The sequence below is a fragment of the Flavobacterium sp. LC2016-12 genome (genome assembly GCF_015351595.1).
Lineage (GTDB): Bacteria > Bacteroidota > Bacteroidia > Flavobacteriales > Flavobacteriaceae > Flavobacterium.
Genome location: NZ_JADKPT010000016.1, coordinates 19,790 through 42,473, shown reverse-complemented (window position 1 = coordinate 42,473; position 22,684 = coordinate 19,790). Strand labels below are relative to the sequence as shown.

The window sequence follows — 22,684 nt, the reverse complement described above, 5'->3', positions numbered from 1 at the left end:
TTAATTTCAACAAAATAAGTTGTTAAAAAATGTGCTTTTTGTGCTTAAAAAAGTTAAATTCGCTTTCCCCCAAAACACAATTCGTTTTTTTAGTTTGAAATAGACAGATTGAACTTAAGATTACGAAGGATTAAATTGAATAAAATGGTTTTTAGATTAATATTAGTATTGTTTTTTTTTAGTGTCTGTGCTTTTTCTCAGGAGAAATATATTAAACACAAAATTTCAAAAGGAGAAAATCTTACAGTAATTGCTAAAAAATATGGAGTAAAAGCTAAAGATATTACAGAGGCAAACCCAAATGCTCCTAAAGTTTTAAAACTAAATTCAATCTTATTAATTCCAAATATAAATCAGGTCTCTGAAATGAAACCCGCTGAAACGGTTTCAAATACTACTACGGGTTTGCATGAAATTCAGGCTAAAGAAACACTTTGGGGAATATCAAAAAAATACAATGTCTCAGTCGAAGATTTAAAAAAAGCAAATCCTTCATTAGAGACAGAAGGGCTGAAAATTGGACAGCAAATTACTATACCGTCAAAATCAATAGCAGTTTCAGAAAAACCAATTGATGATCTTAAAGTTGTAAATGATGTTGAGGTAGTTGTTGAGGTCCAGCCTAAAGAAACGAAATATGCAATTGCCAAAAGATACGGATTGACAGTTGCAGAATTAGAAAAGCAAAATCCGTTTATAAAAGGTAAATTACCAGTTGGGTATGTTTTAAAAATTCGTACTTCTAAAGAAAAAGCTGATGCGGCTCAGGTACTAATGCAGCCAACAAGTCCAGTTTTAAAAGATTCCTTATCGGTTCCGAATCAAAATGTGCAAATTGCTGAAAATTCAGAAATTAAAAAAGATTCTTCTACAATTATAAGAGTAAGTAATCATTCAGATTTAATTAACCAATTGGTAATGAATGCTACTGAAAATATTGGAGTACGATATCGTTCTGGCGGAACTACAAGAGCAGGTTTTGACTGTTCGGGTTTAATGATTTCTACTTTTAGCAATTTTGATATTAAACTTCCAAGAAGTTCTATTGAACAATCTCGAATTGGTGTAAAAGTTAATTCAGGAGAAGCTCAAAAAGGAGATCTTATCTTTTTTAGAACCAACGGCAGGCGTCAAATTAACCATGTTGGGATGGTAATTGAGGTAGCTGATGGGGAAATTAAATTTGTTCACTCTTCTACTCATGGAGGTGTTATAATCTCTTCGACTAAAGAGCCTTATTATGAAAGGACTTTTTCACAGGTAAACCGTGTTTTAGAAAAAATTTAGCCGTTCAGATAAATTTTATTTCTAAATTCTTCAATCGGGAAAGGTTTGCCTAAAAAATCTGTAACATAAATGCTTTCGCTGATTTCTTTAATTTCCTCAGGATCTAATGTAGAGGAAAGTACATAAATTTGATTATCTTTTTTTAGTTCGCTATCTAGTTTAGCATACGCGTTCAAAAATTCAAAACCATTCATAACAGGCATTTGTACGTCGAGAATAATAATAATCGATGGATAAAGTTTTTTGTTAGCAAGAAGCCACTCAATGCCTTCTTTGCCATTGTTGGTTATATGCACTTCTTCGATACAAAGTACCTTTTTTAGTAATTGTTTGATGACAAGCTGATCTATAAGATTGTCTTCAATTAGTAAAAATACATTTTTAACTGGCATAGGCGTATGGGATTGTTACAATGAATTTACTTCCAATATTGCTTTGCGAGCTTACTGAAATGTTTCCTTTAATATTTTCTACCGCCTCTTTGACTATATAAAGACCTAAGCCTGATCCTTTGTTTTTGTTGGTACCAAAGTACATTTTAAAAATATTGTCTTTGTATTCATCATTAATTCCAATTCCGTTGTCAGCCACTTCAATTTTATGAAAACCATCTATATAATAGGTTTTGATGGAGACATTCATTTCTTGCTTATTGCTGTCTGCATATTTAATGGCATTTGAGATTAAATTAGAAATGATGATTTTTAGACGTAAATTATCACTTTGAATTTTATCTATTAGCAATTCTTTGGTAAACTTAATTCGGTTTGCATTTTCGATATGCATCAGCTGAGAAATAGACTCGTCGAATATTTCCATTAGGCTTACAGGTTCCATAACGACTTCGTATCGTTTGTTTTTAGAGTAATCAATGATGTCATTAATAAAGCGATCTTGTTTGGCAAGACTTTGATCCATTAAGTTGAGATATTTTTTAATTTGATTTGGATCATCCTCTAATTGTGTTATTTCTATAAGTCCTTTTAATGATGTAATAGGGGAGCGAAGGTCATGCGATGCGCTGTAAACAAAGCGGTCAAGTTCATGATTAACAATCATTAAGTTTTCATTTTTAACTTCGATTTCTTTTTTAGAAACGATAAGACGTTTTACCATTATAGAGTAATACAAGCAAACGCTACAGACAATCATTAGGATGAAAAAAATGTTTGTTATAATAAGTAAACTTTTTATTTGTCGAGTTCCTTCTCCTAAGGTATTAGAGAAGTTACGTTCGTTAATGGTAAGTTTATCACTAATGCTGCTAATTTTCTGAAGATATTTTTGTTGATCAGTCTGGGTTAGCATGTTTCTCTTTATTTTGGCATTAATTTGTTGGCCAATAATAAATAATTCAGAAATCAATTTATCACCTTGTTCCCATTCTTTTATCGCTTTTGCCAGGAATGAAACATTCTTAAAGTTTTCAAATAGCCATATAACATCATCTAAGTCCTCTTCTTTATTTCGTCCTGTAAGTAATCCTTTTCGGGCTACTTCATTATCACCTACTTTTAAAAGTGTTATTCTAGCGATTCCGTCACCTTGAGGTACTTTTAGTTCTTCCAAGTATAATTTCCATTGATTTTGGTCTTTGTTGTACAGATAGGTAATCAGATGGCGCGAAGCATCTTTTTGCCCTTTGGAATAGTGTGATTCACCATTTATGTAAGCTCTGTTCGCAGACAGGGTTTTGATAGTAAAGTAATTGATGCATATTAAGAGAGCACAAGAAACAAATACAATCAGTAACAGAATGAAAACATTCGCAAAGCGTAATTTCTTTAAAAAAGGGAACTTCAGCATAGTTTTGTATTTGTTGGTTAATAATTTGATTTCCTGAATCCTTTATGAACATCTTACAATTTTTATATTTGAAATAATCGTTCGGGGTAGATGATTTCTTTTTTAAAAAATAAACAATTGTTAATGAAATATCTGAGTTTTGAAGACTTTTGACATCTCTTTCAAATTTAATAAAAAAAAGTGATTTAGATTGAAATAGTGAGAATTTTCTTTTTTGTCTTGTTTTTTAGGTTTCAATAATCTGATAACTAAGTATTTGAGCGATGTTTTGTTCTGGTTGTAAATTCTCTGAATTCAGAAAAAACTTCCTTTGAAATTTGGATAAATCTTATAAAAGTAAAAAAAGACATTCTAAAAAGCCTTTTTTTGTTTAACTATTTCAGTGGTTGAAAATTGTTGGAATTGTCACATACAACATCCTTGTTATGTAGATATAAGGATGGTTATTTATATATGGAATAACATCTCAGGTACAATTAAATCTGAAATCAAATGTTATTTATGTAATATAGGATTTTGAGAAAAGATACTTTTCTGGTTGCTTCGATGAAAAAAAATAGTAACGTTCTGCAGCTATATTTAAAAGCTTATTTTGGTAAATATTGACTGGTATCGTCTTTGTTAAATTTATTAGTTATAATTTCTTCTTTAGCAAAACTTACTTTGGGATCCGTATCAGTTTCTTGAAATTGTGAGTTTGAAATTGTCTAATTTTTAATTTTGTTTATTGCTTTCTTTTGAATAATTAGTTTAGATTTCGTTGAAAACTAAGAATTAACATTTATCAGTCCTTTAAAAAACTGAATACCGCCAAATAAAATGGCGCCCCAAAAAATAAAGCCAATGTCAGCTAAGGTTAAAATGGTGCCACCACAAAACCACAATGCACCATAAACCATATCTTTTCTGGCTTTTTCGTGTTTTGCTTCCTGTATTTCGATTTCTACGTTTTCTACTATCAATTCTGCAATTTCATTGCTTAGTCCTTGCGCGACAAGCTGGTTTTTAGCTTCGTGAGCTGATTTGTTTTCGTTTAAAAGTAAATTTGCTACATAATTGTAATGATGATTTGCTACATCTGGTATTTCTAAATTGTTGGTTTCCATAAAGTGGTTAGTTTTGGTTGGTTAAGTTTTATAGTTTTGATTTTCAAATATAAATAGTTGAAATTGTATAATGTTACGGGAAGACGTAAACTGTTAAAATTTTATTCTTCAAGTTGACACTAACCCAATGCTACGTTATTTTTGAGCATAAAAAAACTGCAATTTTTAGATTTGCAGTTTTTTGTTAGCTAGCTTTGTTTTTATGTCTATTCTATTCTTTCGAATCCGCTACCAATACCATCGTAGTTATTATCATCAATCGAAAGTTTATTTTGCTCATAAATTTTAATGATACCGTTTGTCACAAAATATCTGCCGTCTGGGTTATTGCTCATATCGCATGTTATGTACTTTTCCATCTCTCCGGTATAAATTGATTTTATCGTGGTAAGTTCATATTTTCCAATCATCACTTCTTTTCCATCTTTAAGTATAGTAAAAGTGTAATTTTTCATTAAATTCAATTGAAGAGTAGTTTCGGTCGAGGCAGGTGTTTCGTGTAAATGATCGGCAAAACCTCCGTGAGTTCCGGTCCATTTCCATTTTCCAACAAAATCGGAGTTTTGAACTTTATTTTCACTTTCGGCACCGCAGGAAATAAATGTAATTGCAGTAATTAAGATGGCAATAAACTTTCTCATGATCTTTGGTTTATTATAAGATGAAAGAATTTTGAATTGGTTGCGTTTGTAGCTCTACTATTTTGAAAATAAATGAGTTGAAGCCTAAGGTCTGTTTAGTTTTTTAATAAATTTCATGCCAAAAGTGCCCACAACCATTTTTGCACTCAGTATTTCTTCTTTCCGTGTCTGTAATTTTAAAAATCCAAAGCAATGCTGTTATTGTTTTTATATTTTCTCTTTTAGGAAGTAGAGGTAACTTGCTCATTGCTATTTTAGCTGGATAGGTCTTTAGAATTACAATGGGAGTATAAGTCGGCTTTAACGGAATTGTTGCTAATGCATTTTGGTACGCTTCTGTATTATAATCTGTTTTATTTGGAATAGAATTGATTATATAATTATTTAGAGTCACAAAAAGTTCATCAAAATTATATGGTAATAATTGTTGAAGACCGATTTTAAAATCTAATTTATCTTGTGCAATTTTATTGATTATTTCTTCCATTTGGAGTTTACTTTTAATTAAATTTTTTAAAAATAAAAGAATCAATAAGAATAGGTAAGAGCATTGTTCCGATTGATATCACAAAAGTATATAGGTAGTCAATTTTATATTTTGGAAATTTTCCAATTTCTGGTTCTCTATTGAATATTTTGAAATAAATATTTCTTGTAATCTTCTGAAGAATTAGAAAAATAAAAAGCATTTGGGAACCGAAATAACTAATATTTCTCATTTCATTATTAGAGTTGTCTTCAATTAATATTCCAGTAATAATTAATAGAATTGCAATTGAAATCCAAATGGTAAATATCTTTTTCTCGTTTAATCTTTCTATTTGAAATCCCACAATAAGAAGAGGAATTGTAAAAATTATAAAAAGTAAAATATCAATATTCATTTTTTTGTTTTCGAATTATTCTAGCTAAAGTATGAAATATCCTTTTAAATTTTAAATAGAATATCTTCTTATGAAACTGAAACCCGCATGAGAGATAGATGCGGTATCTCCCGATTTAGAAAGACAAGGCTTTTGAGCCGTAGTTTTTGTTAATCGGGATTATAGCTGCCCGACCCGGAGGGACATGCCTAAATTATTATATTAAAGATTCTTATTTTTAATTGGAAATTGGAATTTTCAAAATTTGGAATTCGAAATCATGAGATTTCAGAAAAAAGTATATCTTTAACCAACCCAAAACCAATAAAATGCAAGAAAACGAACAAGACCAAGAACATTTTAAAAGAGAACTCGGATTACTAGACGGAACCATGCTTGTCGTGGGCTCTATGATTGGCTCCGGGATTTTTATCGTAAGCGCCGATATAGCCAGACAAGTAGGATCTGCAGGCTGGCTAACTTTAATTTGGCTAATCTCAGGATTAATTACCATTATTGCTGCTGTAAGTTACGGCGAGCTAAGTGCCATGTTTCCAAAAGCTGGTGGACAATACGTTTACCTGAAAGAAGCTTACAACAAACTAATTGCGTTTTTGTATGGCTGGAGCTTTTTTGCCGTAATTCAAACCGGAACAATTGCTGCCGTTGGGGTGGCTTTCTCAAAATTTGCGGCTTATATTTATGAACCGCTAAGTGACGAAAATATATTATTCGAATTAGGTTCTTTTAAACTCAATGCAGCACAATTAGTTTCTATTTTTACTATTATTTTATTGACTTATATTAATAGTCGTGGAGTGAAAAACGGAAAAATTCTGCAAACTGTTTTAACGATTATCAAAATTTTATCATTGTTAGGCTTAATTGTTTTCGGATTAACACTAGCTGCAAAAGCTTCAATTTGGGATGCCAATTGGGCGGATGCGTGGACAACTCGTTCATATAATGCTGAAAGTGGATCATGGCTTCCTATAAGCGGAACAGCTTTGATAACCGGAATTTCGGCTGCGATGGTTGGGTCTTTATTTTCAAGTGATGCATGGAACGGAGTAACTTTTATTGCTGGTGAAATTAAAAACCCAAAACGTAATGTTGGTTTCAGTTTATTCTTAGGAACTTTTATTGTAACAATAATTTATGTTTTAACGAATTTGATGTATTTGGCCGTAATTCCGCTTGACGAAATTGCAACTGCAAAATCAGATAGAGTAGCGGTTGTGGCTTCACAATATATTTTTGGAAATATCGGAACATTGATTATTGCAATCATGATTATGATTTCGACTTTTGCCTGCAACAACGGATTAATTATGGCCGGTGCAAGAGTTTATTATACAATGGCAAAAGATGGTCTGTTCTTCAAAAAGGCGGCTGTGTTAAATGAATCTAGTGTTCCTGCGTGGGCACTTTGGGCACAATGTATTTGGGCTTCGGCTTTGTGTCTGACAGGAAAATACGGAGATTTATTAGACTTCGTAATCATCATCGTATTGATTTTCTACATTCTGACTATCTACGGAATTTTCATTTTACGTAAAAAAATGCCAGATGCCGAAAGACCCTATAAAGCTTTTGGATACCCGTTTTTACCTATGTTATACATTATTATTGCAACAGCAATTTGTATTTCATTGTTATTAACTAAATTCTCAACTTGTGGTTGGGGAGTGTTGATTATGCTAACAGGAATCCCAGTTTATTACTTAACGAAACCAAAGGAATCATAGAAGTTGCTAAGGTACTAAGATGCTAAGACTCTAAGTTTTTTTGTAAATATAGAATACGCCTTGTTAATAGCAAGGCGTTTTTTTTGTATCGAAAAACTGGTAAATCTGCGTGAGAAAATAATCTCCCAGTCAGAAAGAAAAGTAAACTTTGTGTCTTTTCGTCTTCGTGGCAAAAAAAACTTGCGAACCTTGAGTAAATCCTTGCGCCCTTTGCGGTTAAGTTTCAGCGCATTTCAAAAAAATTATACATTTTGAAAATCAGCATTAATCTTATCTTCAGTTGGTCTTAAAAAGATAAGATAAGCTATAGCAATTAATCCAAATAGTACTAAATCAGGTTTTGAAAATAAAATAACAAAAGCAACTCCTTCAAGAATTGCCCAACGGATAATGGAAGCAGTTTGATAAACAGGCAGTTTTTCTTCGATTTTTAGATTTTGATCCGCTTGTTTTAATTGCGATTTAAATAGAAAGTTACCCACAAAAATGGCTAGGAAAGGTAAGACTGCAAATACAATTGAAGAAGAATCAAGAATTGGAATTTTTAATGTTTCCATTGAGAAGCCTCCAAGCATGATGTAAGTAATAATTACCCCTGCACAGATAGCAAGATGAATAGTTTTAAGAATTTTGATTTTTTCGTTCATTAGTTTTTTGATTTTATAAATGCGAATATAGAATTATTTCTGTTGAAAAATCAAAATTTGAATATGAACTAAAAACGAATATGGAAAGGTCTGGAGGGAAAATAATATTGTAAAGTCAGAAGGAAAAGTAAACTTTGTGTCTTTGCGTCTTCGTAGCAAAAAAACAAAAAAAAAGACACTGCTTATTTCTAACAGTGTCTTTTGATTTAAATAATCCAGAAAACAATTTGGTGATTAAACCATTTCAGTTTCTACAGAAGATTTTATAGTTGAATTAATAATATTCAAAGTAAGAGGATCGGTTTCTCCAGAGAAAAAAGCATCTAATATTTCCTGAAATACGGGATTAGTGTTTTCTGCCAAAGAAAAAAGTGTCATCGACGAACGTAATTTACGAGCGTCTAAATCTCCTAAAATTCCGTCAGCTGATTTTCTTTTAAAAGTCAAAAACAGTTCAGAAATTTCAATAAGATGTTTCCCTAAAATAGGATGTTCTAAAAATTCAGTCGCTTCTTTTAGATCATTAATAGCATAAAGATTCGCTGTATCACTACTTCCTAATCCTTTAATCTGAGGAAAAATGAACCACATCCAGTGTGTTTCTTTTTTTCCTTTTTTGATTTCAGAAAGAGCAGTAAGATAAAGTTTGTTTTGCGCATCTAAAAAACGCGATAAATCATTGTTTGAGTAAGCCATTATGGTATTAAATATTAAAAAAGGGTTGCAAAAATACTAAAAAAGATAAGGTCTGCCTAATAAAAGGTTCACGCAATGAGTAATTTAACTTTTTGTGGAAGAATTTTCCTTATGGTTACGAAATAGAAAACAATGTCATTTTCAGACCTTTATAAATCATAAACTTCGATGTGTTTGCCTAAAAGTTAAATTAATTCTTGGCAAAACATCCCGCGCCGTTTTAGGAACCTGATGCTGCCAAAAACTATTTGTTGTGCCGGACATCAGTAAAAAGGAACCATGGTGCAGCGGAATTTCAACCTGCGGAATTTCTTTACTAAATTTATGACGAAGCCTGAACATTCTGGTTTCTCCAAAAGTCACTGAAGCAATAACAGGGTTTGGCCCCGTATTATGCTCTTTGTCGCTGTGCCAGCCTACGCCGTCATTTCCATCTCTGTATAAATTAAGGAGTACACTATTAAAATCACGTTGTGTTTCTTTTTCTACACGGCCTCTAATGGTAAGCAATTCGTAATTCCAGTCAGGACCGTTTTGATCTGCTCCGGGATTATCTTTGTCTTCATACCAGGAAATCATTCGGGGAACGGTATAAACCTTATCGTAAATTTCCATTTCATATTCTCTCCATTTGGTCTTGCGAAGTAATCTCTCATAAAAATGATCAGACTCTTCTTTTGTGAAAAAATTATCAATCAAAATCAATTCAGAATCAGGAATATCAAACACTTTTTTTCCTGCCAAACCAGTTGCAAATAATTCGGTGTCGTTAAATAATGTCATTGTTTTCTCCTTTATTTTTTGTCAATTTCAATCCATACTGGTGCATGATCGCTTGTTTTTTCCCAGCCTCGAACGTGACGATCAACGCCGCCCGAGCGCAAAGCTGCAGCTATTTGCGGACTCAGTAAAAAATGATCAATTCGAAGTCCCGCATCTCGCTCGTAAGCATTTCTGAAATAATCCCAAAAGGTGTAAATTTTCTCATCAGGGTATAATTTTCGGATCGCATCTGTCCATCCTTGCGAAACAATAGCCGCAAAAGCTTTTCTAACTTCAGGTAAAAAAAGAGCATCTTTAACCCATTTTTCAGGTTTATAAACGTCCAATTCTGTTGGCATAACATTGAAATCTCCAACCAATATTACAGGAGTATTTAAACTCAATAAGGTTTTAGCGCGATGAGCCAAGCGATCAAACCATTTCAACTTATATTCTAATTTAGGTCCCGGCGCAGGGTTTCCATTTGGCAAATAAAGACAGGCAATTACGATTCCGTTTATCAAAGCTTCAACATACCGACTTTGAATATCTTCTTCATCTCCCGGAAGAACGCGCGTTACTTCTTCAATTTCCATATTTCGGGCAAGAATAGCAACACCATTCCATTGTTTTTGTCCGTGCCAAATAGCGTTGTAGCCTGCATCATTAATCGCTTTAAGAGGAAAATTATCCTGAGGCGCTTTTAATTCCTGCAGACAAACAATATCAGGTTTGGCTTCTTCCAACCAGCGCAGTAATACATTTAATCTTCCGTTGACTCCGTTTACATTATAAGTGGCTATTTTCATAGTAGATTTAATTAGTTGTGCTATTAAATTTACAGCTTTTTAAACATATATATTTACACAGTTTCCTATTCTTATTTCAAGAACTGTTTGTTAAAGAATACTTTACCCGGATATTTTTCTGCGTAAGCAAAAATTAACTGCACCATATATTGATTGCTTTTATACTGTGTGACATAATTTTTTACTTCGGATGGATCAGTAATTGCCACATCTGACGGAATATAACCCATACCATAAAAATGACCATTTTCAACCCAAATACAACTGCGTTCCTCTTTTGACCTTCCTTTATCTATAATGGCAAAAGTAGGTCTGTTGCTTAATAGAAAAGCAATTGCATTGTCTACTTGCTCGTTGTGAAACAAAACATCTGGCAGACTTTTGATTTCATTATTTTGAAAAAATTCGCCTTCTTCCGGTCTGGAATATTTGCAGAATCTTTGGTCAATTTCAAATTGCTCAGAAAGGCTTCTCAGTAAATCTATCGCATTATACAAACTATTAAATTCATGAATACAAGTCTGAAATTTGCTTAGTTTTCCAACAGCCAAATATTTATATCCGTTTCTTGCTTCATATTGATAAATGCCGAATTTCGCTTCAAAGCGTTTTAATGCTCTATTGTAGGTTGGCCAAAGTTGTTTTATTTCGGTACATTCTAACAAAAGCGCCATTAATTCGGTAGGACAGATTTCAAAGGAAATACTATAGATATCTCTTAAAAAATGCTGTCTTTGCGGATTGATTTTATGACCGGTAAAATGAGAAGCCACACGTTTTTTTAAGTTGATCGCTTTTCCAACATAGATTACCTTATTCATTTGATTATAAAAATAATAGACACCGGGTTTTTCGGGTAAATTATTAAAATCTTCTGGAGGCAGGTTAGGTGGTAAACGCTGATCTTGTGAGGTCATTTTAACCATTTTTGCTATTTCACCTTCCTCGTCCCATTCGAGTAATCGGGAAAATAATATTGCCGTAGCATCTGCATCCCCGCCAGCACGATGTTGATTCTCTAAAGGTATGTCTAGTGAATGGCAAAGTTTTCCCAAGCTGTAGGATGCCAATCCCGGTTTTATTTTTCTTGCTGCGCGGACGGTGCACAATTTCCTTGCAGTCCATTTAAATCCGGCTTGTTCCAATTGATGGCGTACAAAAGAATAATCGAAGTTGACATTATGTGCGACAAAAATACGATCGGTCAACATCTCTAACACTTTCTCTGAAATAGCATCGAAGATTGGAGCATTGGCAACCATTTCATTGTTTATACCAGTCAAACCAAAAATAGAAAGTGGAATTTCTTTTTCAGGGTTAACAAGCGTTTCGAAGCGGTCGATAACCTTTTCGCCGTCATGAATAATGATGGCAATTTCTGTAATACGACTGCCACTAGCGTTTCCACCTGTGGTTTCGATATCTACTATGGCATATTCCTGCTTTTTCATCTCTTTACTATAACGCAAAACCTCTTTTTGTTCTTGTAAAATCATCGGTGGTTATTTTTGAAATTTCATTCGGTGTCTTGGTAAGTTGATTTCATGTCCCTGCGGATACGGTTCGCGATGCGTTGAACTCACATCTTCTTTAATCTGCCGTTGTGTTTTAAACTGATCTTTAGCATCCATATAGCGTGGATCTGGAATAAAAGGCATTTTCGCCATTTTAATAATAGTAATTGTTGGAAAATGATAATCAACTTCAACATTTCCTAACAAAAGATAACAGCCTCCGCCCTGAAAAGGGTATTGTGCCAGACAATCCGGAAAATGTGCCGTATCAAAATAAGTACCTTCATGATCGATCCAGGTTCCGAAATACATGTTCCCTTTTTTGGTTGGGACTTGTTTTCTGGAAATTAAATACGCCAGCATTTTAACCTGTTTTTTATGATACGTTACTAAATCCTTAGCCATAATATCGCCACGGTATTTAATCTGAAGCAAATCAAAAACAGTACACGAAACTGGAAAACTCAACAATTCAATTTCATCAAAAGCATCTTCAAATAAAGAACGTTCCAAAACAGGAAGTTTGTATTCTTTAACTGGTTCCTGCAATAGCATTAAATTTCTGTTTTCAGGTTTGAAGTTGTTTAAAAGCAAACTGGCAATCACTAAAAGTTGATTTTTAGTTTTTCCTGTAAAACGAAAAGCACCAATAAAAATCAATATTTTGATGCTTTCAATTCCAATCGGAATTCGGTTGATGAAATTTTCCAAAGAAAGATACTCGCCATTTTTCTCTCTTTCTGATTCAATCAAATGAGCTGTTTTCGCTTCCAGACTCTGCAAATGCATAAATCCCAAATAAATGTCAGTGCCATAAACGGTAGTTTGATATTCACTTTTGTTCACACACGGATTTAGGATTGTACCGCCAGACATGCGTGCTTCGTGTACATATACTTCGGTTCTGTAAAATCCGCCCTGATTGTTGATGACCGCCACCATGAACTCAACAGGATAATTAATTTTTAGATACAAACTTTGGTAACTCTCTACCGCATAAGAAGCCGAGTGCGCTTTGCAGAATGAAAATCCGGCAAAAGATTCAATCTGGCGGTAAATTTCCTGGCTCAGCATTTCAGGATGTCCTTTTTGTGCGCAACAGAGAAAGAAATTGTCTTTTACTTTTTGTAAAGCTTCTTTAGATCGCCCTTTTCCGGACATGGCACGGCGCAATACATCACCGTCTGCGGCAGGTAATCCGCCATAATGTAATGCGATTTTGATCACATCTTCCTGGTACACCATAATGCCATAAGTTTCACCAAGATGCTCTTTGAAAACCTCATGGAAATACTCGAATTGATTTGGATTATTATGACGAAAAATATATTCTTTCATCATTCCCGACTGTGCTACGCCGGGACGAATTATTGAAGATGCGGCAACGAGAATTTTATAATTATCACAATTCAGTCGGCGTAATAAACCGCGCATGGCTGGACTTTCAATATAAAAACAGCCAATCGTTTTGCCTTGTGCCAAATGAACATTACATACTGCTTCATTTTTAGAAATGGAAGTATCACGAATATTTAATTTAATTCCTCTGTTTTTCTCGATCAGTTTTACACTGTCATCAATATGACCAATACCACGCTGACTCAGGATATCGAATTTCTCAAAACCAATTTCTTCTGCAATGTGCATGTCAAAAAGCACAATTGGGAAACCTTTTGGAGGCATTTCCAGAGGTGTATAATTGGTAATGGGTTCTTCAGAAATAATAATTCCACAGGCATGCATACTGCGTTGGTTGGGATATTTTCCGAGCATCATTCCATATTCCTGAACCAACTTTACAATAGAATTAGTCTGGTGTAATTCCATCGGATTTTTGGCCAGCATATCTAATTCTTCTTTCGGAAGACCAAAAACTTTTCCGACTTCCCTAAAAATAGAGCGATATTTAAATTCGACATTGGTTCCGCAGAAAGCAACATGATCACGACCGTATTTATCGAAGATATATTCTAAAATGGTATTACGTTCTTTCCAGCTCCAATCGATATCAAAATCGGGTGGACTTTTACGATTTAAATTCAAAAAACGCTCAAAATACAAATCCAATTCTAATGGGCAGATATCTGTAATTCCCAAACAATAGGCGATAATACTATTGGCACCGCTTCCTCTGCCAATATGCATAAATCCCTGACTGTTGCTGTAGCGAACAATATCCCAAGTGATTAAAAAATAACCGCTAAATTCTAAATGGTCAATTACTTTAAGCTCTTTTTCGACACGCTTTTTTGCCAATTCATGATTTTTGCCATAACGCCAAATCAAGCCTTCCTGAGCCAGTTCGGTTAATTTTTTTATATCGCCTTCACGGTTTTCAGTAAAGAATTTTTTGTTTTTTGGCGTCTCAAAATCGTATTGAAAATCGCAAGAATCGATTATTCTCTGTGTGCTGGCTATAATTTCAGGATAACTTTCATAAAAAGGTAAAAGCGATTCTAAAGGCAGCATTTTCTCTGAAGTTCTACAATAATCAGCCTCTGTTAGTTTTGATAAAATAATATTAGTGTCGATAGCACGCAGAATTTTATGCAGATTAAATTCTCTTTTATTACTAAAAGTTACGGATTGCAGCACAATCATTTTAGCAATTTTAGTTGTATGTTTCGAAGTAAGAAGCTTTAAAACTTCGTCTGGACGAACTCCGATAAATTCATTTTTCCCAAGAGTTTCTGGAGTATTTTCTAAAGTATAAATGACATAAACCGATTTGAATTGAGGAGCAATTACAGGCAAAGCTTCTCCGCTGAAATTATGGTTTGTTAAAAACCGATTCATTTCGCCTAAACCTTCAGCATTTTTAGCCAGGCCAATATATCGGAATTGATGATGGCAACGAAACTCCATTCCGACAAGCGGTTTGATTCCCACTTTATCGCATTCTCTTATAAAATCATAAATTCCCGTAACGGTATTAATATCAGTCAATGCCATCGCTTTTACACCATGTAAAACAGCATCTTTAACCAATTCCGTAAGCGGAATGGTGCCGTAGCGTAATGAATGATAAGAATGACAGTTGAGGTACATGATTATTTATTGCGTTTTAGAATTTCGTCTTTATTGTTAGGTTTGAAATGAGCTCCGGCACAACGCATTACGGCATCAAAACCATAACGACTTTTCATTTTGTCCATTGCGGCGTAGAGCGACAACATTTCCTCAGTATCTTCAAAAAGATTAATTTGATACGTACCGCGAACCAGTCCGCTAAAGCGAATACCAATTAAGCGCAATCGCATTCGACGTTGATATACTTTTTCAAAAAGCTCCATTACACTTTTGGTCAGAATATGATCTGCTGAGGTGTAGGCGATTTTACATTGTTTGGTTTCGGTATCAAAATTGGCGTAGCGTATTTTAACCGCAATTGTTGAGGTTAACCATTGCTCAGATCGAAGCTGGAAAGCCAGTTTTTCAACCATTCCTATCAGTAATCTTTTGAGTTTTTCGATGTCAATTGTATCCTGAGAAAAAGTATGTTCAGTCGAAATTGATTTTCTTTCCGTATAAGGTTCTACGGGCGTATTATCGATTCCGTTGGCTTTTTTCCAAATATCCAATCCGTTTTTGCCAATCATCTGCTGTAAAACTTCAGGAGGCATTTCAGATAAAGTTTGGATTTTGCGAACGCCAATTCGCGATAAAAGTTGAAAAGTCACTGTTCCGACCATCGGAATTTTTTGAATCGACAACGGATTCAAAAAAGCCTGTACACCATTTTCCGGAATTTCTAAATTCCCTACTGGTTTGCCTTCGCCGGTAGCAATTTTAGAAACGGTTTTATTGACAGATAATGAAAAACTAATTGGCAATCCGGTTTCCTTAATAACAGATTGTGCGAGTTCATTTGTCCATTTATAACTACCGTGAAATTTATCCATTCCGGTAATATCAAGATAAAATTCGTCGATGCTGGCTTTCTCCATAATTGGTGCTTTTTCCTGAATGACCTGCGTAACATCATGTGATAATTGTGAATATAATTCCATATCGCCTTTAATGATTTTGGCTTGCGGACAAAGTTTCATCGCCATGTGAATAGGCATCGCAGAACGCACTCCAAAGTAGCGTGCTTCATACGAACAAGAGGCTACAACACCGCGATCGCCACCACCAATAATCAACGGAATGCCGTTTAATTCTGAGTTAGTTAGCCTTTCGCAGGATACAAAAAAGGTATCCAAATCCATGTGTACAATTGCCCTTGCCATTTCCTTTGTTTTTGTACAACAAAATTAATACAGATAATAACAATTTTTTGTATATTTGGTGTTCCAAATTATAACAAATTAATTATGTCCTTATTTTCAGATAACATTAGAGCACTAAGGGTTAAGCATAAAATATCACAAGAGAAATTAGCTGGAAACCTTAAAATTACACGAGGAAGATACGTTAAGTACGAAGACGGAACTTCAGAAGCACCGTATGATATTTTAAAGCAGATTGCTTTATATTTTCATATGAGTATTGACTTGATATTGTCTGTCGATATACGCAAAATAGATGTGGAAAATTTGATAAAACTAGAAGGAAACCGACTCATTTTACCCATACAAGTCGATAAATTCGGAGAAAATTTTATCGAAATTGTAAGTCAAAAAGCAAAAGCAGGTTACCTAAACGGCTATGCCGATCCGGAATATATTGAAAGTTTACAGCAGGTTTCACTTCCGTTTTTAGGACCAGGTAAACACAGAGGTTTTCCTGTAGAAGGAGATTCAATGCCGCCACATGAAGACGGTTCTATTATTATTGGTCGTTATGTAGAAAGGCTGGGCGAGGTTATGGATGGAAAAACCTATATCCTAATTACCAAAAATGAAGGAATGGTTTACAAACGTCTGAATAAAAATAAAAAGAATGCTTTAGTGTTAGAATCAGACAATCGTTTTTATCCGAATTACGAAGTTAAAGCCTCAGATATTTTGGAAATCTGGGAATACGAATGTAATATAGGACGAAGCGATAGACGTCATGAGCAGACAGAATCTCAAAGTATGAAAGATTTGCTTTTAGAAGTAAAAAGAGAAGTTATGGAGATTAAGAATAATACTTCGAATACATAATTTTTCAATTTCAAATTTCAATTTCAATTGCAATATAAAAGTCCCAGCGGGACGATATGTTTATAGAAAAATTTCATCACATTTTAATAAACCCCATCGGGGTGGCATGTTTATAATCAAGATGATGTCGCTCCGACGAAGCTTTAAATAGGGAATGTATAATTATCTATAAATATTACGCTCCGCTGGAGCTTTATTTGAAAATTTTTATCCCAATGGCACATACTTTGTGTGAACTGGACTGAAGTCCAGCCCTACAATATAATTTGAGCCTATGGCTCTTTTTACACTTTTAGTGCAAACCAAAACGTACTTCCCAATCCTAAATTACTTTCTACGCCAACGCTTCCGTTTTGAGCTTCAATAAATTCTTTGCTGATCGCTAATCCCAATCCGGTTCCGGACTTTTGACTTCCGGGAACCTGGAAATATTTATCAAAAACTTTTTCTTTATATCTGGCATCAATTCCTTTTCCGGTGTCGATAACCTGAAAAACAACTTGATTATTTTCTTTTTTTAATTGGATGAAAATGGTACTTTTTTCTGAAGAATAGCGTATTGCATTCGACAAATAATTAATCAAAACCCAACCTGTTTTTTCGCTGTCGGCTTTTACGTCTTCCAGATTTTCATCGGCATTAATAACCAATTTAATTTGCTTTTGATCTGCCTGAACTTTTACCGCTTCCACAGCGTAATTTACAATTTCATAGGGGTTGCTTTTTTCGATATTTAACTGAATATTTCCGGTTTCCAACTGCGATAAATTCAGCAATTCACCTGTGATTTTTAATAATCTTTGACTATCATCTTTTATACTTTCAACCAATTGTTTTTGATCGTCATTCATATCGCCGGTTTTGGCATTTTCAAGCAATTTAAGACTTAGTTTTATAGACGCAATTGGGGTTTTTAATTCATGCGAAACAGTCGCAATAAAATTGGTTTTGGCAAAATCAAGTTCTTTAAAAAGCGTAATATTTCGCAGAATAATCACATCGCCAATATTGATTTCTTTTTCTTCGCCCGTTGGGATTATCGTAATATTTAGAATTTCTTTTTCGAAATAACTTTCTTTAGCGTTAGCGAAAATCTTCATTGGTTTCTTTTTTTGAGAATCGGCATCTAACTCTTTCAAAATTAAAGATCGCATTAAATCATTCGACAAAGCTAAAGTCGAAGCGGATTTTCCGATAACATCTTCCAATTTCAAACCAATAATTTTCAAAGCTTCATCATTCGCAAACAAAATAATTCCATCATTATCCAAACCTATAATGGGATCGTGCATATTGTTGATAAGAGTTTCCATTCTTTTCTTTTCAAATAGCAATTTTGATAAATTACTATCGTGATATTCTTCTAGCTTTTGCGCCATCGTATTAAACGATTTGGCCAAATCACCATATTCGTTATGATTGGTAAAATGCACACGTTCTGAATAATTTTTATTAGCAATTTCTTTAATACTTAACGTCAATTCCTTAATTGGGTTCGCAATATTATTTGGTAAATTAACGAGTAAATTAAAAGCAATTAAAAAACATAAAGTTCCCACAATAGCAATCCATAAATTGGCAGTTTCAGCGGTATGTTTGGCGATATCACTTTTCTGTTTTATGGCATTCATATTGAGTTTCATAATCCCAAAAATATTTTGCCTGATCTGCATTTTTAAAGTTTCATCAGAGCTGTTTTTTTCTAAAAGAGCAAAATTGCTTTTAAGATTATCGGTTCCTTTTTTCTCACCGGCTTCCGTAACGTTCTGTGTTTGCTTTTGCAGATTTTCTTTAAAAGTAGTAATAGCTTTATCTTTATTGGTGCCAATTTCATCTAATGCCAAAAGCATATTTCTGGAATATTCAAGCGTATTGTAATTTGCTCTCAGAATGTTTTCAGTGTCTTTTTTTATCGAAAAAATATAAAAGGCACTCACTAATGTTAGTATTATTATTAGTACGAATAATAACCCAACGCCTAGATTTAATTTAGTTTTAATTCTCATGATGTTTGTTTTAAAAACATTTTATTTTTTTGAACCATATAAGTAATATAAGAAAATATAATAATGCGCAATAGCGATGCAAAGTATAGAAAATATAAGAAAGCTTTGTGTACTTGCGCTCGCGAGCAAAAACTTTAATGAACTTTGCGGTTAAAATTCAACGTCCCGAATTAAAATGAACTTATATAACTTATATGGTTTAAATAATTTTACTACGATAAAATAACAAGGTCGACATTCGATAAAGACAGGCGATTTAATAAACGTCTGAAAATCGTTGTAGACAAAATTACTTTAAATAAATTCAAATGCGGTTTTCCGATGCAGACAGTTGTAATTTGTTTTTCTTCTACCGCAATTAAAATCGCATCGGCAATATTTTTATGCTCTAATTTGATAACTTCCGCGCCTAATTGTACGGCCAGTTTAAAGTTATTAATTAAATGTCTTTGTTTGTCTAATGCAATTTTGGTACTGCTTTCTTTTGGTGTTTCTACATACAAAACATACCAGCTTCCGTTATAATAACTCGCCAGTCGAGCCGCTTTTCTAATTACAATTTTTGCCGTTTTATCATTACTGCTAATGCATGCCAAAAGCTTTTCATGGCGCAAAGCATGAAGTTGAGGTACTTCATTTTCGACTTTCCGAACTACCTGACTTGCTACTTCTTTCAAAGCCAATTCGCGCAATTGTAAAATTTGTTCCGATTTAAAAAAGTTCGTCAAAGCGGTCTGAATTTTATCCGGAGTATAAATTTTACCTTCTTTCAAACGCGCAATCAAATCTTCCGATGTCAAATCGATATTCACCACTTCATCAGCCAGACGCAAAACATTATCCGGAATTCGTTCCTGAACATCAATTCCTGTAATCCGTTTTACATCCTCATTCAGACTTTCAATATGCTGAATATTAACCGCAGAAATCACATTGATTCCCGCATCTAAAATTTCTAAAACATCTTGCCAGCGTTTTTCATTTTTGCTCCCTTCAACATTCGTGTGTGCCAATTCATCAACAATTACAACTTCAGGTCTGAGGTTGATAATTGCCTGTACATCTAGTTCTTCCAGCTGTTTCCCTTTATAGAAAATGGTTCGCCGTGGAATCACAGGCAAACCAGCTAAAAGTTCATGCGTTTCCTTCCGCATATGCGTTTCAATGTAACCAATTTTCACATCAATTCCATTCTTCAACAACGAATGCGCTTCCTGAAGCATACGAAAAGTCTTCCCCACACCGGCACTCATCCCAATGTAGACTTTAAACTTTCCTTTCCGTGATTTCTGAATTAAATCGAGAAAGTGCTGTGCGTTATTTTCTTTTTTCTGTTCCATATAGTTTTGCCACGAAGGCACTAAGTCGCAAAGTTTTTTTTATTTTACCATTAAGATATTAAGTTAATAAAGTCAAAGCTTAATGTTTCTCAGCAAAGGCCCATTAAGGCAATGCTTAACTTTCTTAATATCTTAATGATAAAAATCAATTTTTAATAATTAAACCATTAAGATATTAAGTTAATAAAGGCCAAGCTTAATTTTCTAAAATAGCTCATTAAGATAAAGCTTAACTTTCTTAATATCTTAATGGTAAAAAAAAAAAATTTAATGTTTAAAAACTAATCGCCAAAGATGTCGTTACAAACGTATTCGTATCCGTCGGAAGATTGTCTTTTGTAAATATTTCATCTTTACTCGAAAGATTTCTGGCTTCAATTCTAAACATTACATTATCAGTAACTAAGTAATCAAAGTTAGCCGAAAATCCGTAAGTTTTAAAACCGTTTTCAGTTTCTGTTGCGATAATTACACCTTTTTCGTCACTATAATATTCGCCTCTTACTGCAAGTTGAATTTTGTCAGCTGGTTTGTATTGTAGAATCAAAACTGGCGAAAACCAAGTATCATATTTGTTACTGCTTTTAGCCGATTGTTGCGAACCAACATCAACACCAGCCGTAATATTTGTTTTGTCTGTTACTTTAAATTGTCCGTAAAAGTTGTTGAAGTAACGCCATTTTTTGTCGATGTCCGGCTGTTCATTTCCAACATACGTACTCCAGTTCAAAACCACTTTATCAGTTGGTTTATACGTAATTTGCGTTCCAAAAGCAGGTGTATGATTTCCGTCTACTTTCTGAATACGTTGCCAGCCATTCAAATACATTCCGGCCAAATACCATTCTCCAGATTCAGAGGTGTAACCAATTTTTACTCCAGCTTCATAATAAGGAGAATTTTCAGCCAAAATGCTTCGGGTCAAAGTTTGGCAATCTTTTCCAATCGCACTTTCAAAACCAATATGTGCAGGCATAATTCCCGCATCAATCCACAAATTATGACTTTGCGAGATCTTTACACCAACATTGGCTTCATATACATTTTTCAATAAATCCTGTTCAGCCGACATATTGTATTGTGCATAAGTTCCAGCCATCAAAGCAAAATTCCCGCGAATATTATCTTTTGTATAATTCACTTTTGCCATACCTAAATTCAAGTTGACTTCATTACTACGGTTATAATTATAAAAAAATCCGGGGCGAGTATGATTATCCGGTTTCCCGAAATCATAACTGTAATATGTTTCTACATAACCTGAAAATGTCAACGGACTTTTTGATTCTTCTTGTGCTTGTAAATTGCTAAAACCGAATGCGATTAAAGCAGTAAGTATTATTTTTTTCATTTTTGTTTGTCATTGCGAGGAACGAAGTAATCTCGTCCTCATTATTTATTTAGATTTTTTTAGGGTAAAAAAGGCATTTTATTATCCTAACAGGTTTCTAAAACCTGTTAGGTATTATTAATTTTTCTTAGTAGGTTTTTAAGGAGCTATTTCCCGCTATCCGTTCCAATCTTTTGTGTCTCGTTAAAGAAACGAGACACAAAAGGATTTCCACTCCTATCGGGGCTAGGGCACTCAGGGTAAAAGGACGCTTTTCGTTCTAATTTTTCCATCCAGTTTGTCATTGCGAGGAACGAAGCATTCTCACTAATAATGGAACGTAAAGTTGATTTTGTAAATGTGGTTGCTTCGTTCCTCGCAATGACCAAAATTGACGAAAATCTTTGTCATACCTACAAGGTTTTGAAAACCTTGCAGGAAAAAAACCTTAGAACCTTAGCGACTCAGAACCTCAGAACCTTGTTTTAGCGAAGCTCATCCAAAGCCATATTCAATTCCAAAACATTAACTGTTTCAGGACCAACAACAGCCGTATTAATTTTAGATTCAACCAAAGCTTTTACTTTAGCTTCGGCTAATTTTCGTTCTTTAGCAACACGTTTTACCTGAATCAAAGCACCTTGCGGAGAAATATTTGGATCCAATCCACTTCCGGAAGCCGTAACCATATCTGATGGAATATCAGATTTTTTCAAGTACGGATGAACTAGTAAAAGTGTATCAATTCTTTTTTGAACCAAAGCTAAATAATCAGCATTGCTTGGTCCTTTATTGCTTCCTGCACTTCCTGCAGCGTTGTAATCAACAGCCGAAGGTCTTCCCCAGAAATAATTCGACTTATCGAATTTCTGACCAATTTTTTGGTAACCAACCACTTTTCCGTTAACCGAAACAGTTTCTCCTTTTCCTTGATTCGGAGCAATTTGTGCGATTCCGTAAATCGCAAGAGGATAAATAACTGCAAATAGAATAACAATAAGCAGCGTCAATTTTAATAGTGAAAATATATTTTTCATCT

Annotated in this window: 21 protein-coding genes; 4 read left to right on the top strand and 17 right to left on the bottom strand. The window is 34.0% G+C overall.

Annotated features, from left to right (window positions below; genetic code table 11):
- Nucleotides 1–144 precede the first annotated feature (144 nt).
- Nucleotides 145–1,287, top strand: a complete 1,143-nt coding sequence (locus IRZ99_RS19585) for a C40 family peptidase (RefSeq protein ID WP_194659046.1) — start codon at nucleotides 145–147, stop codon at nucleotides 1,285–1,287.
- On the opposite strand, the gene IRZ99_RS19580 is transcribed toward IRZ99_RS19585, so the two are convergent.
- From IRZ99_RS19580 to IRZ99_RS19555, 6 genes are all read right to left on the bottom strand, one after another.
- On the bottom strand, nucleotides 1,284–1,679 hold the full coding sequence (locus tag IRZ99_RS19580) for a response regulator (RefSeq protein ID WP_194659043.1): 396 nt from the start codon (nucleotides 1,677–1,679) through the stop codon (nucleotides 1,284–1,286). The two genes, IRZ99_RS19585 and IRZ99_RS19580, sit on opposite strands and share 4 nt — an antisense overlap.
- Nucleotides 1,669–3,093: a HAMP domain-containing sensor histidine kinase gene (locus IRZ99_RS19575; protein ID WP_194659040.1), complete on the bottom strand. Its 1,425-nt coding sequence runs from the start codon at nucleotides 3,091–3,093 to the stop codon at nucleotides 1,669–1,671. The genes IRZ99_RS19580 and IRZ99_RS19575 overlap by 11 nt, the downstream gene beginning before the upstream one ends.
- A gap of 767 nt (nucleotides 3,094–3,860) precedes the next feature.
- The gene (locus tag IRZ99_RS19570; protein WP_194659038.1) at nucleotides 3,861–4,199 is read right to left on the bottom strand and encodes a hypothetical protein; all 339 of its coding nucleotides are present in this window, start codon (nucleotides 4,197–4,199) and stop codon (nucleotides 3,861–3,863) included.
- Between the two features lie 206 nt (nucleotides 4,200–4,405).
- A complete protein-coding gene (locus IRZ99_RS19565; RefSeq protein ID WP_194659037.1) occupies nucleotides 4,406–4,840 on the bottom strand; it encodes a hypothetical protein in 435 nt (144 codons plus the stop codon).
- Between the two features lie 103 nt (nucleotides 4,841–4,943).
- A complete protein-coding gene (locus tag IRZ99_RS19560; RefSeq protein ID WP_194659035.1) occupies nucleotides 4,944–5,327 on the bottom strand; it encodes a DUF5958 family protein in 384 nt (127 codons plus the stop codon).
- A 13-nt stretch (nucleotides 5,328–5,340) separates the two neighbouring features.
- Nucleotides 5,341–5,724 carry a hypothetical protein gene (locus tag IRZ99_RS19555; protein WP_194659032.1) on the bottom strand — a complete coding sequence of 128 codons (384 nt, stop codon included), beginning with the start codon at nucleotides 5,722–5,724 and terminating at the stop codon, nucleotides 5,341–5,343.
- 308 nt (nucleotides 5,725–6,032) lie between these two features.
- Here IRZ99_RS19555 and IRZ99_RS19550 point away from each other — a divergent pair, with 308 nt between their 5' ends.
- On the top strand, nucleotides 6,033–7,451 hold the full coding sequence (locus tag IRZ99_RS19550; RefSeq protein ID WP_194659030.1) for an APC family permease: 1,419 nt from the start codon (nucleotides 6,033–6,035) through the stop codon (nucleotides 7,449–7,451).
- A 242-nt stretch (nucleotides 7,452–7,693) separates the two neighbouring features.
- Here IRZ99_RS19550 and IRZ99_RS19545 read toward each other — a convergent pair whose 3' ends face one another.
- From IRZ99_RS19545 to dinB, 7 genes are all read right to left on the bottom strand, one after another.
- Nucleotides 7,694–8,098, bottom strand: coding sequence for an MFS transporter (locus IRZ99_RS19545; protein ID WP_194659027.1), 405 nt, complete (start codon nucleotides 8,096–8,098; stop codon nucleotides 7,694–7,696).
- 234 nt (nucleotides 8,099–8,332) lie between these two features.
- Nucleotides 8,333–8,794, bottom strand: coding sequence for a DUF1810 domain-containing protein (locus tag IRZ99_RS19540; protein WP_194659025.1), 462 nt, complete (start codon nucleotides 8,792–8,794; stop codon nucleotides 8,333–8,335).
- A gap of 156 nt (nucleotides 8,795–8,950) precedes the next feature.
- A complete protein-coding gene (locus IRZ99_RS19535) occupies nucleotides 8,951–9,577 on the bottom strand; it encodes an alpha-ketoglutarate-dependent dioxygenase AlkB (RefSeq protein WP_194659023.1) in 627 nt (208 codons plus the stop codon).
- A gap of 11 nt (nucleotides 9,578–9,588) precedes the next feature.
- The gene (gene xth, locus IRZ99_RS19530) at nucleotides 9,589–10,365 is read right to left on the bottom strand and encodes an exodeoxyribonuclease III (RefSeq protein WP_194659022.1); all 777 of its coding nucleotides are present in this window, start codon (nucleotides 10,363–10,365) and stop codon (nucleotides 9,589–9,591) included.
- Nucleotides 10,366–10,436: 71 nt separating this feature from the next.
- Nucleotides 10,437–11,816 carry an exonuclease domain-containing protein gene (locus tag IRZ99_RS19525; RefSeq protein ID WP_194659120.1) on the bottom strand — a complete coding sequence of 460 codons (1,380 nt, stop codon included), beginning with the start codon at nucleotides 11,814–11,816 and terminating at the stop codon, nucleotides 10,437–10,439.
- A 51-nt stretch (nucleotides 11,817–11,867) separates the two neighbouring features.
- Complete coding sequence (locus IRZ99_RS19520) at nucleotides 11,868–14,927, bottom strand: DNA polymerase III subunit alpha (RefSeq protein WP_194659019.1); 3,060 nt, start codon at nucleotides 14,925–14,927, stop codon at nucleotides 11,868–11,870.
- A gap of 2 nt (nucleotides 14,928–14,929) precedes the next feature.
- Nucleotides 14,930–16,111 carry a DNA polymerase IV gene (gene dinB, locus IRZ99_RS19515; RefSeq protein WP_194659017.1) on the bottom strand — a complete coding sequence of 394 codons (1,182 nt, stop codon included), beginning with the start codon at nucleotides 16,109–16,111 and terminating at the stop codon, nucleotides 14,930–14,932.
- Nucleotides 16,112–16,195: 84 nt separating this feature from the next.
- Between dinB and IRZ99_RS19510 the strand changes: the two genes are divergently transcribed.
- Complete coding sequence (locus tag IRZ99_RS19510) at nucleotides 16,196–16,969, top strand: LexA family transcriptional regulator (RefSeq protein WP_072975048.1); 774 nt, start codon at nucleotides 16,196–16,198, stop codon at nucleotides 16,967–16,969.
- A gap of 284 nt (nucleotides 16,970–17,253) precedes the next feature.
- Here IRZ99_RS19510 and IRZ99_RS19505 read toward each other — a convergent pair whose 3' ends face one another.
- From IRZ99_RS19505 to IRZ99_RS19495, 3 genes are all read right to left on the bottom strand, one after another.
- A complete protein-coding gene (locus IRZ99_RS19505; RefSeq protein ID WP_194659008.1) occupies nucleotides 17,254–18,975 on the bottom strand; it encodes an ATP-binding protein in 1,722 nt (573 codons plus the stop codon).
- A gap of 212 nt (nucleotides 18,976–19,187) precedes the next feature.
- Nucleotides 19,188–20,315 carry a sensor protein KdpD gene (locus IRZ99_RS19500; RefSeq protein ID WP_194659006.1) on the bottom strand — a complete coding sequence of 376 codons (1,128 nt, stop codon included), beginning with the start codon at nucleotides 20,313–20,315 and terminating at the stop codon, nucleotides 19,188–19,190.
- Nucleotides 20,316–20,589: 274 nt separating this feature from the next.
- The gene (locus tag IRZ99_RS19495) at nucleotides 20,590–21,666 is read right to left on the bottom strand and encodes a porin (RefSeq protein ID WP_194659004.1); all 1,077 of its coding nucleotides are present in this window, start codon (nucleotides 21,664–21,666) and stop codon (nucleotides 20,590–20,592) included.
- Nucleotides 21,667–21,978: 312 nt separating this feature from the next.
- On the opposite strand from IRZ99_RS19495, the gene IRZ99_RS19490 reads away from it, so the two are divergent.
- A complete protein-coding gene (locus IRZ99_RS19490; protein ID WP_194659002.1) occupies nucleotides 21,979–22,134 on the top strand; it encodes a hypothetical protein in 156 nt (51 codons plus the stop codon).
- On the opposite strand, the gene IRZ99_RS19485 is transcribed toward IRZ99_RS19490, so the two are convergent.
- Complete coding sequence (locus IRZ99_RS19485) at nucleotides 22,131–22,682, bottom strand: K(+)-transporting ATPase subunit C (RefSeq protein WP_194659000.1); 552 nt, start codon at nucleotides 22,680–22,682, stop codon at nucleotides 22,131–22,133. The two genes, IRZ99_RS19490 and IRZ99_RS19485, sit on opposite strands and share 4 nt — an antisense overlap.
- Nucleotides 22,683–22,684: the final 2 nt, after the last annotated feature.